General features: G+C 54.0%; 8 protein-coding genes. All 8 read right to left on the bottom strand.

Translation table 11 applies throughout. The features are described from left to right. Positions 1–86: 86 nt before the first annotated feature. On the bottom strand, positions 87–6194 hold the full coding sequence (locus tag FS819_RS28870; RefSeq protein ID WP_234625017.1) for a strawberry notch C-terminal domain-containing protein: 6108 nt from the start codon (positions 6192–6194) through the stop codon (positions 87–89). Between the two features lie 11 nt (positions 6195–6205). Continuing rightward, a complete protein-coding gene (locus tag FS819_RS28865) occupies positions 6206–7534 on the bottom strand; it encodes a hypothetical protein (protein WP_234625018.1) in 1329 nt (442 codons plus the stop codon). 145 nt (positions 7535–7679) lie between these two features. Continuing rightward, positions 7680–8618 (bottom strand): LPD7 domain-containing protein, encoded by a 939-nt coding sequence (locus FS819_RS28860; RefSeq protein ID WP_234625019.1) that lies wholly within the window; start codon positions 8616–8618, stop codon positions 7680–7682. An 11-nt stretch (positions 8619–8629) separates the two neighbouring features. Continuing rightward, positions 8630–9115 (bottom strand): hypothetical protein, encoded by a 486-nt coding sequence (locus FS819_RS28855; protein ID WP_234625020.1) that lies wholly within the window; start codon positions 9113–9115, stop codon positions 8630–8632. Between the two features lie 23 nt (positions 9116–9138). Further along, positions 9139–9393: a hypothetical protein gene (locus FS819_RS28850; RefSeq protein ID WP_234625021.1), complete on the bottom strand. Its 255-nt coding sequence runs from the start codon at positions 9391–9393 to the stop codon at positions 9139–9141. Positions 9394–9395: 2 nt separating this feature from the next. After that, on the bottom strand, positions 9396–9908 hold the full coding sequence (locus tag FS819_RS28845) for a YcbK family protein (protein WP_234625022.1): 513 nt from the start codon (positions 9906–9908) through the stop codon (positions 9396–9398). 119 nt (positions 9909–10027) lie between these two features. Further along, on the bottom strand, positions 10028–11245 hold the full coding sequence (locus FS819_RS28840) for a type IV pilus twitching motility protein PilT (RefSeq protein WP_234625023.1): 1218 nt from the start codon (positions 11243–11245) through the stop codon (positions 10028–10030). Between the two features lie 2 nt (positions 11246–11247). After that, positions 11248–12543 carry a type IV secretory system conjugative DNA transfer family protein gene (locus tag FS819_RS28835; RefSeq protein WP_234625024.1) on the bottom strand — a complete coding sequence of 432 codons (1296 nt, stop codon included), beginning with the start codon at positions 12541–12543 and terminating at the stop codon, positions 11248–11250. Positions 12544–12547 lie beyond the last annotated feature (4 nt).

Below are 12547 nucleotides of genomic sequence, written 5' to 3'. Positions count from 1 at the left end.
ACGAGAATCGCGCACTGATCCGATTCTCGTGCAACCGTACATCCATTTTGGTGTATTCGTCAAATAAGCTGACAATTCTGTTAATTTCACATTTCAAGACGCCGGTTTCCGTTCTTCAGAGCGAGATCTACCGCAAACTCGTGAGCCTTCGCGTGGTGGAGCGTCAGAGCGCCCTGAACACCAGCAATTGGACCTCGAACCATAATGTTGCTGCTGGACTCCTTCGCAACGACGTGTAGGAGACGAGCAACGTCTTCGGTGCGGAAAGATGAAGTCGCAAGCACGCCCTTGGTCAGTTTCGCTTTGTCGATTTTGTTGGTACCACGATCCAGCAGCTCCATATCTCCGCCCGCTTTCGCGACCAGTTCTGATTTCTTATGGAAGAGGAGGACCGAGGTTGAACCGGCAAAGACAAGATGTAGGTCGTCACCCCCGATGCCCTTCGCATGGGTAGCGAGGCCGAGAGGCGAAAAGCCCGTTTTGACTTCAACCCATTTCTTATGAGTGTCTTGGAAACATTCCCGCTCGATGGTCTGTGTTTTCGAGATGTCCGTGCCGGCCTCGATAAATACATCCGATCCCACATAAACCTCGCTTACCGCCTTCGATGACATGGCCTTACGCATGTCGTTGACGATGCTGAGCAGATGCTTATCGGCGTAATCGTAGACGCCTGGAGTATCCAAGCCATCGGAAAACAGCGTTGCTAAGTCATTGACGAGATATTCGCGCGCTCTCGAATCGATCTGCCCATAGTTCGAGTAAGCATAGCCAAGATCGTTGAGAGTTGAGATCCGGCGATACACATCTATGAAAGATTGAATCAACTCTGGATGCGTCTTATCGAGCGGCACCGAAAGGGCGGCAACGTTACTTTCGAGCTTTCCGATCAGCTTCGACACGTTTTCATTTTTGAGAATGACGCCATGACGTACTTCGCCGGATGAGGTCGTATAGATGGCCTTTTCACCAAGGCGTTGTTTGCCCTGGCTGATCTTCACAGCTTGGAACATGTTACCATCGAGAGCATAGCGCTCACGTTTCACTTGCCCGGCAGGCGCGTCATCGAAGGCGTGTCTTATGAAGTCACGGAAGCCCTCGTTCCGCGTCGAAAGGTATTGGATAGGATTTTCGAGGTACCGCGGAATTTTGATATCGGCGATGTTGGCCGCATGGCGGTCCCCATAGATATAGGGTGTGAGATGTTGGCTCGCGTATTCAGGTTTGCTATCCAAAAACTCACCGTAAACGCCGATCGCACTCACCGTAAAAGCGTACCGTGGAGTTTCATGGCCTGGGAATGCCTCCTTGCGCTCCTCCGAGGTCATGTCGGCCAGCACGCCGAAGGCACCCGTTAGGCCTACCGTGTCGACGTGGGTTTGCCCAGGCGACGCTACGTCAAGCTTCCAGGCACTGAGGTTTAGAGGATCGGTCGGCCTAAATTGCACACGCGTGATCAGCCCAGGCACGAAGCGGATTTCCTTATCGAGAACCCGCGCCATTTCCAACGCTATGCGGCTATCCTTCATTGCAGGAAACAATGTCGTGTCGAACTGGACAAAATTGCCGGGTTCGAGCATCTCGATATTCGCCTGAACGAAATCTGCATAGGAAATTGCGCGAATGATCCTTTTTTCGTTCACCGAGGCTTTTGACAGATCGATAGTGGCTCGGCGCTGCCAAATTGCCGAAGCTTCCTCGTTAGAGATCTCATCGAGCCCCAGAGAGCGATCTTCCGATCGCCGATTCATAGTCCGGTCCCATGCGGCGGCGGACCACTCGGGCTCCCCCGAGAGCTTGAACAGCTGGCCAATCATTTCGGAGGGCGATACATACCGCCCCATTTCCTCATCGACCAGATTCCGCTCACCACGTTCAAGATGATCCTCGATCGTTGCGAATGACAGAGGTTCGACGGTTTCCTGGTATTTCAGCTTCACCAGGTTGAGAGGTCGTTTACCCATGCTGTCAGCGGCGTCATTACCTGCAATCAGCGTGGCCACAGGCTCAAGCGTCGCCTTCCAGTCATGCTGATTGAGCTTGAGCGGGTTAAGCCCGCGCGCATCGAGAGCGTCGATGTGCATTCGGAACAGGGTGTCGATCTCCGAAAGCACCGTCTCCTGCATCTTGATCGGCAAGCAAACGAGCCGACCCATTAAGCGGCGTGCATAACTGTCGATCTCCGAACCGCCGCCTTCATTCGGAATGGGCAGATCGAGCTGGACGGCGATATGAGGGTTCTCATTAAGATATTGTCGGACTGCCCCCTCGCCCACCGGGTTCATTAGATCGGCAGCCTCATCAATATTTGAGCGGTTTTCACGCGTCGCGTTTGATGTTGCTGTTAACGATCGGTTCTTGCGGTTAAAAAGCTGGCAGAGCCTGTCGTCGGCTGCAAAGCCTGACATCGGCACCACATACTGGCCATCGTGGACCTGTCCGTAACGCTGGATACGACCGTCAATCTGACGCTCCGCCGTAATCTCAGATTGAAGTTGTAGTTTGATCATGCGGCGTGGCCGGAGGTCTACACCAACTGATGGTGAAGCATGCATGGACACACCGGAGGCCGCTGAACGGTTCATAACGACGATATCAACATCACCATTGTTGAAGTCGCGGATGATTTCGCGTTTGTCCACGATCTTGCGGGAAACCACTGCATAGCTGCCGTCTGGTCGTGGCTCGGCTTCGAGCGAGCGTTTTGTAATTTCCCCCACGGAAAGATCATGCTTTGCGGCAAATGCCTTGATCCTGTCGATAGGATCGAGAGTCAGTAGATCGAGCCTCGCAGCTTCGACATTCTCAGTGAACCTATCCAGCCACGCCTCATATTCCTCCAGGCGTAGGTGGATCTCATTTCCGGTGGGATCGGTAATCTTAACATCAAGCAGCTTTGAAGCATTCTCGATCAGCACATCGCCGATATTCGGCAACCGCGATATCACCTTTGCGACAAGACCATCTTCGATTTGAGTTTCGCCTATCCTGTTGGCAAGACGGGACAGTACCTCTTTGCCAGTGTTCTCTACCACGACCACCGGCTTCGTGCCGGCAGCGATCGCATCAAGAATGAGATCTTGGTCATAGACGGATTTCACCGCGACCATCAGATACTGTGAGAATGTATGAAACTGAGCAACAGGTGAGGTGGTTTGGACGTTGACCTTTGCCGCCGCACCGCCCCCGCCCCCAGAGTAACGAGACCCCATCAATGCCGCCGCGCGATCGATCTCGGGAGCCATTTCGACCAGCTCCCGTAAGAGCATCGCTGCCCGATCCACGGCTTGGACAATTGTCGCATGCCTCGTTGGGTCCAGCTCTTCGAGGGATACAAATGTGCGGATCGCCCCGGAGCTATCCACCTCCCGTGAAATCATGGTGCCCATGCGGGCCATCTCACCTGACAAAACCTCCTGAAGAGCGAGAGGATTGCCCTCAATCAATGCCGTAAGAGATGCCGCATCCATTCCCGTATCCGGTAGGATCGGAGAGTAAATTCTAATGTTCTTGCCGGATTTAAGGGGTGTGGCAGAGCTATATGTGATTGTTCCGCCGAGATGTTTGATGCCGTCTACCAGGCGTTCGATCTGAACGCCTGTATTAGAAGCCTCTCCCGCAGCCTTATGCACTTCATCGAGAATAAGTTCGGGTTTCTTCCCAAGCTGTGCTTGGCCGCGAGCCCACTCAAGGATCGCATCGACTTTCCAGATCCCGTTAACGGTCTGGACCTGGCTGTATGTCGCCAGAACCATGTTGTGGTCCGTCGAGATCCCATCTCGTTTTGCTGTTTTTGTGTCACCAACGCCGTAAAGTGGCTTACCATGTTCGTCGCGGATCGCCGCGTCCGGACTCTGATTGAAGATGAACGGGCGAATGTGACCCTGCTTCTTCATCTCATCAGCGGAGGTCGCGTAAACGTCGCAAAGATCGCGGGCGACGAAATCGGTGAATAGGTTCGGCTGCTCAGACCAGAAGATCACAGGTCGATCCTCGGCAAAAGCTGCCATTGCCATCATACCAAGCTCGCGGCCTTTACCGACGCCCATGAGATCAGCAAAAAGAAAGCCTCGTCCCTCCATCTTACGAGCAAAGGCGAGAGCTGCACCATCCACTTGTTCAGGGCTGAACCGCTTCCCGAGTTCGGAAACCGGAATGTTGAGCTTGCTGGCAACGAAATCGTCAACATCACCGTGCTTTGCCTCAACGTCGATCAGTGCCCGATATGTAAGCCCCTGCAAGCTCTTCTGGATTTTCGTCTGTGCTTCGCCGCAGTTCGAAAACGGCTCATATGACCTGACGAACACGTCGTCTTCAGTGTCATCAACCAATGTAATCGCTGTCGCCGGAATACCGGAAGCTGTCGGCTCTTGACCATCCGGTGGTATGGGAGCCGGGTCCGCTACAGCTTCCGGTATTTCGTTCGGTTCAACTGCTGAACCAGCCGGTTGCGCCGTTTGCGACCGTGGTTTACCCGCAGTCTTGCTTGGCGTTCCTGGATATTCGGATGCAACCGCGCCGTCCGAAGCATCATTGCCATGCTTTGGCAATGATGCGACTGGCGGCGATGACGGCCTGCTGGCCACGGCAGCAGCCGGCTCCCGCTGGACCCGGCCCTGATCGGTATATCCCGGCTCGGTCGAAGGGAGACCCGTCAGCTCAATCATCCGCTCGCGGGTTACGTCTGCCCACGATAGAAGTTCATCATGCGTGACCAATAAAGGAAGGGCTTCAACCTCGAGGTCTCGTAGCTCTTCGGTTGACAGCGGAACATCCCGCATCGGACCAAGGGCGTAAAGAAGGACCGGAAATTCAGCACCCATCTTCCGGTATAGCCGCCCGTCAACACAAGCAGATCCAGCAACGTGATAGGTCTGTCGCAGGTAATTGTCCCAAAACCGCCTGGCGCCGTCGAGCGCCCCGTTGGTGATCATATCGCCCGGCAAAACAAGAAACGCCCTACCCTCGGGCTTCAAGCGCTGGAGACCTTCATACGCAATTTGGTGGTCGAGACGACGAAGCGTCATTCGAGACCCAAGCCTGTCGTGAACGAGCTGGTTCGTCTCAAGGTTTTCGAACGGCGGGTTCGCAACAAACATATCGAAGTCGAGGCCGAGGCTCGCAGCCTCCTTGACGAAGTCACCTTCGATGACAGTTGCGCTCTCAAGAAGCCTGCCAGACCGCCCCGCACGAGCGGGATCAAGCTCTACGCCAGTGATATCGATGTTCCGGCCAAGGAATGACGACACGAGCGTACCGTTGCCAATCGTCGGTTCAAGAAGTCGGTCACCATCTTGAGGCAAAAGGACATCGAAGGCCGATCGCGCGATTGGAAATGGAGTCGAAAATTGCTGTAGCTTGAGCCGAGTGCCATTGCGCTCCTGATGAGCGGCGAGGTTGGAATCGAGGCTAATATTGAAATCGTGGATGTTATCAGCGCGTCGGCCGACAGGAGTTATCAGAGTTGCGAGTTGCCCCTCCACCTCTTCATTGAGGTCTAGGCGTCGAAATCCAGGCGTATCGGAAAGGTGCGGCGCACTCGCGATGATCGCGGAGTACAGCAAATTCATTCGCGGATTGTCGAATTTCTCACCATTCGCGATCATCATAGCGATGCCGCGAGCCGAACCGGAAAAGGATTCAGCAGTGATGCCGCGCATGAAGGAGTCAGGTCGAGCCTCCCCCTTTCTGCGTCCGTCTTTACCTGGCTCCCACTCCGCATGCCAGGTGCCATTCTGGACGATTGCGCGGCCGAGAATGCCGTCAAATACATCCTGCATGTACCTGTTTGATGCTATCCGGCGAGCTGCGACATTCTCTGGCTTGACGCCGAGATCAGCAAAAGCACGGTCTTGGAGTTGTTTCAGAGACGCAGGAGACGACAAATCGTGGTAAAACTGCTGTGTCTGGAGGCGAAATTCTGGCACGCCCAATGCAGCCCACTGGCGACGGCCAAGGTGAAGGCCGGGTGGCAGAAACACAGCATGACCGGTACCAAGAGTACCTTCGCGGATTACCTGGAGGTTATTTCGTTGAAGAACCTGTGAGAGGCGCTTGATACGAGGATCAGTACGCTCTTCGAAATACAAAAATCCGACGCTTTTCCCGACCCCGGAAAGTCGGGACGACAAGATTGCCGCCCCAAAGCCTTCGGTCCGAAATTCGGGCATGAAAACCTTAGCTTGGTCGCTCATGCTGATACCCCTTAAAAATCAGGGGCTGGATCGGAATAGATGTGATCGTTTTCTTCATCGACCGCATAATCGTTGTCAGTCGCTGGCGGTTGACGATCTTCAGATGGCTGTCTTGCAGGCTCAATATGGCCTAGCCTGGGAGTGTCTTCCGACGAAGGAGAATGTGTGGCCAAGAAGGTTTCATACCCGACAGCCGCTAAGTCGTGACGAACAAAATATTCGCTCTCCTTTTTTTGCAGCTTTCCATCAGGGAACATCGCCTTAACGACCGGTGAAACGATTTCACCGGTCTCGTTGGAGATGTAGCGAACACCGAGCATGCCGTTGACGAAACCGCGATCCACCAAGTCTTGTTCAGGCGTGCGAACGTTTGAGACGTTGCCGTTTTGATCCACCTTACGGCCGAGTACGGCATCAACCATGAACCGAGATGGTTGCAGTGTAGCACCGGGGATAAACGTAGCCGGTGTCGAGCCATCGGCTACACTTTCGTAGAGGCTCCGAAGCGCATCATGTTTATCGCCAACCTGGTTCGGCAGCTCGATATGCAAATTTTCGAACGGTATGCCCGCTTTCGCTGCAACAGCGACTGCTGCGACCGCTTCATTAAGTCGGGTTATCTTGCCCGACAAAGCGGTCTCAACGTCTTTCGTCGTGGTGTACGCCCCGGACGCATCTTGCGTCATCTTCGGCCGAAACGCGTAAGTTCCGGTCTCGTCTTCCAGTTTGACGGTTACCGCAATATTCGTCCGCATGTCGGCACCCGTGTCGAGTAGCCTACCGCTCAGCATTTTATCAAGAGCTGCCCGATTGACCTCCTCTGAAGGAAGAGCCGATTTCGGGAAATATGCCTGGATGAACGCTGTCTTAAATTCTTTACCGTCATGCTTTGCGAGGGTGGTACGAACCTCGAATGTGGCCGGAATAGCAACTTCCTTTTCAGGATCAGTTACCACCGCATTCGGCCAACGGCCGTAAAGCTCACCGTTTTCCAGATCCGGCCGAACGTTGGAAATGGAGATAACCCCGTCGATAGGCACCGCTTTGTTCCCGCGCGCCGCTCCGATCTCACGCATCGTTGTGCGCCTTGCTATTTGCTCTTCGGCCTGCTTGACGCGGAGAGCGAGATCTTCGTTGGGATTTAGGTACAGCTTCGCAAAACGATCAGGGTCAGCAAGCCGAATGACGACCTCTGAACCGTCTTTTAGGTTTGTGCCTTGCACAGCATACGCCCGACCCTGTTGATCTCTGAGATAATCCTCCACCTTAACGTGGACGTTTCCCAGATTAACTGGTCCAAAGCCTTGCCTGGTCCTGAAGTCGCGTACAGAAAGAGCCATGACATCAATCCTAGATAATTGTGGTTCGCAAACAATTAGATTAGTCGCGCAAAACTATGCACGACCTCTACGATAATCATGTCAAACCATCGCATGTCAATGATGTGATGCGTACAAAATAGCCACAAATGACATAAATGAGCGTTCAGATGGACGGCCCGTCATCGTTGAACGGAGCTTCATCGTATGAATCGTCGTTCGCTGCGGCCACAATATCGCTCAATGCCAAACTCGGAGCTGATTTTATCGCTGTGCTTCCGGTCACGATAGTAGTGACAACTGATTTTCCCGTCATTGTTGTTACATCAGGACGTTCAACCTTTTGTGTCTCAACGTTGTTGGATTGTTTCTGATCTAATTCAGTTTGGGAGACATTGGGCACGTTTTCTGGTCCGGCTTGCGGGTTTTTACCCCCAATTTCGAGGCTTGCGGGCGGTTCGTAGCCGACCACGGTCACCCCGGTCTCCTGGGCGATCTTCCAAGCTCGTGCCTTATAGTCTTCGGTTCCAATTAACTCGATCCTGTTGTTCCAGTCGCGGGATGCCTTCAACATCAGCGCTGTGATAGCCTTGTCTGAAGTTTCTCCCTGGAGCATCGCCTCATCCCCGCGATCAAGCAGCCAGGACCGGCTCTCAATCTCCACGAGGACGCCCCTCTTAGAGATCGAAATATCGGTGAAACCTGTTGCTTGCCATTTCTCGGCGAGGGCTTGGCATTCCGCGCGGGTAAGTGGGGCAAGTTTGATCGGCTTTGAAGGACTTTTCGCCCTGCCCCAATCATCGTCGGGATGCTGGAAAAATCGGGCAAGTGTTGAATCTGCAATTGCCATGCCCAACGCTTTTGCTTGAGCACCGAACCCAAATTGTCTGACACGTTCTTTTTGAGGTTCAACGTCGAGCCGGTCGTCTTCGTGAAAATGAAGGATGACCCGTCCGTTTTTAGCTTCATCGATCGAGGCGATCTTCGCTGCGAACGGTTCGGCATCGACTTTGGGGAACAGGCGGCGAACCAGCGCGATTTTGGTTTCCAAATTCTGCGGTGGTGCCTGTCGAGCCCCGGCGACTTCATCGACGTGCGTATCCATACTTCTGCCCTCTACCAAGGTTTCGTGTTCAGTGCCGCCAATCTCTTCGCCACCAGGTCGTGAACGCTGCGCATTCCGGCCGCGCTATCCAGGTAGCGTTTCGTGCCGGCCAAAGCGTAGAGGTCGAACTCGTGATTTCTCGTTTCCGACAGTTCCTCAGAGGTAACAGACACGAGCTTGAGGCCGAAAAATGCGTCCTCATCCGCTGCCACATCGCACCGAATAAAGCCCTTTCCGCTTGGCGAAAGGAGATCACACAGATCTTCTGCAGCGAGCGCGAATAGGGGAAGAGTGAACTCGGATGACAGCCATATTGGCGACACGCCCTTGTCGCTGTGCAAGGAAATCTCAGACCGAACGAAGTCCCGCTCCGCGTCGTCACCACCTATGAACTTAAGGATCTGCCTGGTGATCTCGTCTTGAGCTTGCTTCACGCTGCTATCTGCCGATTTCCGCCCAAAGAACTGGCGGAGCATCAACTCGGCAGCAACAACCATGTCGGATCTTTTGTCGAGCCTTTCTACCATTCGCGGACGCGCCATTCAAAGCCGAGCACGAACCGGCACCATAGGTAGTTCGTGTATTCGAGAGGGCCAAGCTGTCTACGTCCTGCGAGCACCAGGTACACGATATAGAGAAGTGCTGCGATGAAGACGATGTAGCCTAATCCACTGCTGGTCGAAACCGCTCCGAGCCATAGTGGGAAGAAAATGAGGAATGATGGGTGAAGGCCGAAAAAATTAGGCGATAGCTTTGACCAACGATAATCGATCATGTTCATCCTCTCCAACGACGACCAGGTGCGCCGACATCGACATGCGTGAAACTCGGGTAGACGCCGATTCCGCCAGCGCCGAGCATGCTGCCGGAATTTGCAACGATTGGCGGGGCGAAGCCTGGCACACCTAGATCGCTTGCCCTTGCGTTCAAATGCTCCGAGGCAACGGCTGCGCCTTCAAGCTTTGCGTTGTGCTCAGGTGTTCGATAGCCACTGTTCAAGATGAACGGCACTGGAGTGCCGGCCATAGTCGATAGCGAGACCTGCATACGTGAGAGAACATCGAAGAGGCCAACCGCGACGGTGACTCCAACATTCCTATCGTTCACGTCACGCCAAAAATACGAGAGGTTCAAACATTGAGAGGGAACGATTGCAAGGCCGAGACGGTAGTCTCGATACAGCGCGATGATCTCCTCGCCAGACGGTCGCCTGAGCCAGAGGCGATCAAATCCAACTGGATTGTTTTTAAGGTATGCTCGAACGTCGTTAGGATTACCGTAGTCAGTCATTACGGCTTCCACTGCTCGACGAGTTTCCTTTGTCTCCGCCTGAGATGCGCCGAATGCATGATCAGCAGCCGCATATGCAGATGCAGCAAGGCCCGAAAGGAAAGCGCGCCTCGACCACATCAGTGTAGATCCTCAATCTTGACGCGGTGGTAGCCGAAATTACGAAGCACCCACAGAGCCGTTTCGTCGCTGATAATTCCTTCGCGCCACCGCATCTCGACAGTTTTCTTGATCGAACGTCCCTTGTCGCCAAGCTCCCCGCTGTCTAGCAGTTTGCGCATGACCCGGTCGTATTTGCTTGGCCCGGCCTCTTCAAGAACACGACGAATGTCGTTGTCGATGACTATCCACTCGCGCAGACAAACATATCTCTCTGGATGATCTTTCCGGGGTACTAGGCGCTGAGCCACGATCATGTTGGTGGTAGCTAGAATGGAGAAAAATGCCTGGCTCTGATATTCCGAAGGAAACTTCTCGAACAGGCGTTTGAAGGTAAGATCCGTGCTGTTGGCATGGGTTGTCGTGTAGATGGGATGGCCATTGTTAGCGGCCTCTACAGATGCCGAGATTGTCTCAGCATCGCGAAGTTCTCCAATCAGAATGAGACCAGGCTTGCGGCGTAGCGAATTGCGCACACCAGCGGCGAAGGAGGGGAGATGAAGCCCGATTTCGGTCTGAGAGATGATACATGTCGCTGACGGCACATGATCGAATGTGTACTCGATTGGGGCCTCATACGTTAGGATGTTGCCCTTCATCGTCGTGTTGCCGGCCAGAACGTCCATGATGGCAGCAGCAATAGTGCTGGTTTTGCCTGAACCAGTTTCACCCGCAAAAATTACGGAGCCCATACCACTGTCGAGATGAGGGATGATTTCCTTTTCCAAGCCCACTGTTTCGAATGTGGGCGGATTTGACGGGATGTATCGAAGTGAGGCCTGATAACCGAGATCCCCATCAAAATAGTTGGCTGTGAGGTTGAGGCGAAAACGATGCTTGATTGGATAGCCGTCATCATCGACCCGCTCTGTATCATCAATCGAAAACGCGGAGTCGAAATCGTTCCCTGACTGAAGCCGCGCGACAACAGAGTCTTGGTTCGTGATCCAACGCATGACGTTTTCCATCACGCTCTTTTTGACCGGGTTGGTAATGCCGATCATCTTGCCGTGAAGGGAGACCATGACCGGCTTACCAGTCTGGATGAAAATGTCACTGACAGTGTTTCTGACCGCCGTCGTCAGCAGGGCGCGGAGGTCTTCCTTCTGGTCAAGGCGGATACCTGAGTTTTCGACGCCACCGAGCCAGGTTCCGTATCTCTCATGAAGCTTCAGCATGATTACCGGCCTCGTGGAGCTTTGTTCTCCAGGCGGTCCTTTTCAAGCGAGGCTGCTACGGCCTTGGTGCTCTTGAATTTTGGTTGAACGGTGAGCTTGACATTGATGCGCTCACCAACCGCTTTGCGACCGTTTAGATAAATCGCCCCGCCCTTGTGGGTGATGTTGACTTTGGTCAAGCTCACCGCGCCCTCGTCGGCCAGGCGATGATAGGTCTTCATTCCATTATAGTCGCGAACGAGCCGATCTAGGCCAGCCGTAAACTGAGCGCGAGCTTCCTTGACGCCCCTCTCCCATCCATTGCGAGCAGCTTCAGCCCAAACGGATTTGTCTGCACCATCCTTAACTTTGATGCCACTTGGGGGTGTCGGGCCGCCACCGTCCAGCATCATGTAATCCTGCCAAGCGGGTTCTTTTACTGTCACGTAAGCTGGTTGCACGATCTGGTACGCGCCGGTCGTGAGATACAGGTACGTTGCCGAACGGCGCTCGATAACATCTGTCACAGTCGTGATGACGGGAGGAACGATTGCGCCGCTTGCTTCCAACAAAGACCGGAAATCAAACTTCTGATCCATCGAATACCGATATTTCAGAAGAGAATTGTTGATCCTCTGAGCTTCGGCAGCAAAGCCTGCTTTGATACCAACCTGATATGCGGCATTGCGGATCTGTGTCTGACGAACATTATTTCCCCTCGCCTCGCCCGAATAAAAAGACGAGTTCGGGTTCATAATGTCTGCGCGCGTATAGGTCCCGCCGTCGTATGAACCGCTATACGCGGGAGGGCCTGCCGTGATCGGGCCGGCAGTGTTTCCAGTCCCTCCGGTGGTGGTAGAAGGCGACTGATCGATAAAGTTGCCTTGCTGGCGAGAGAATGTCGCTGCGGGCGCGCCATCATTCAGACCAAAAGTCTGCTGCTGCTGAGCTGCGTTCGCTTCAGGTTGTTGCTGATACTGTTGCCCGTATGGGCTCTGCTGTCCACCGCCACCGTATGAGCAGGGGTATACATACGGTGGCGCACCACAAAGCTGCACGTTGCCGTAGGCTTGACCGCCCGTCGCCCCGCCTGGATTGTAGTAACCCACGCCGGGGTTATAACCGCCGCCATTTGGGAGTGCTTGGGCTTGTGCCGCCGCCAATGCGTTAGCCTGGGCCTGTTGCTGAGCCGTCGCTGCTTGGTTTCCCCCAAAGGTCAAGACGGTTGTTTCGCTGGCGTCTTGTGCCTGGGATGTCACAAAGGACAAAGCCAGGAACGTTGAAGCCAGTATAAGCGAACGGCGATCCCCGAAATTCATTTAA

Origin of the sequence: Allorhizobium sp. Av2 (assembly GCF_021462805.2) — a bacterium.
GTDB classification, from domain to species: Bacteria; Pseudomonadota; Alphaproteobacteria; order Rhizobiales; family Rhizobiaceae; genus Allorhizobium; species Allorhizobium vitis_G.
The sequence above is the reverse complement of the archived record's forward strand: the minus strand, read 5'-3'. Positions and strand labels throughout refer to the sequence as shown.

Coding starts and splice junctions, on each gene's coding strand:
- FS819_RS28870 (WP_234625017.1), bottom strand. CDS start 6,194: ATGAGCGACCAAGCTAAGGTTTTCATGCCCGAATTTCGGACCGAAGGC.
- FS819_RS28865 (WP_234625018.1), bottom strand. CDS start 7,534: ATGGCTCTTTCTGTACGCGACTTCAGGACCAGGCAAGGCTTTGGACCA.
- FS819_RS28860 (WP_234625019.1), bottom strand. CDS start 8,618: ATGGATACGCACGTCGATGAAGTCGCCGGGGCTCGACAGGCACCACCG.
- FS819_RS28855 (WP_234625020.1), bottom strand. CDS start 9,115: ATGGTTGTTGCTGCCGAGTTGATGCTCCGCCAGTTCTTTGGGCGGAAA.
- FS819_RS28850 (WP_234625021.1), bottom strand. CDS start 9,393: ATGATCGATTATCGTTGGTCAAAGCTATCGCCTAATTTTTTCGGCCTT.
- FS819_RS28845 (WP_234625022.1), bottom strand. CDS start 9,908: ATGACTGACTACGGTAATCCTAACGACGTTCGAGCATACCTTAAAAAC.
- FS819_RS28840 (WP_234625023.1), bottom strand. CDS start 11,245: ATGCTGAAGCTTCATGAGAGATACGGAACCTGGCTCGGTGGCGTCGAA.
- FS819_RS28835 (WP_234625024.1), bottom strand. CDS start 12,543: ATGAATTTCGGGGATCGCCGTTCGCTTATACTGGCTTCAACGTTCCTG.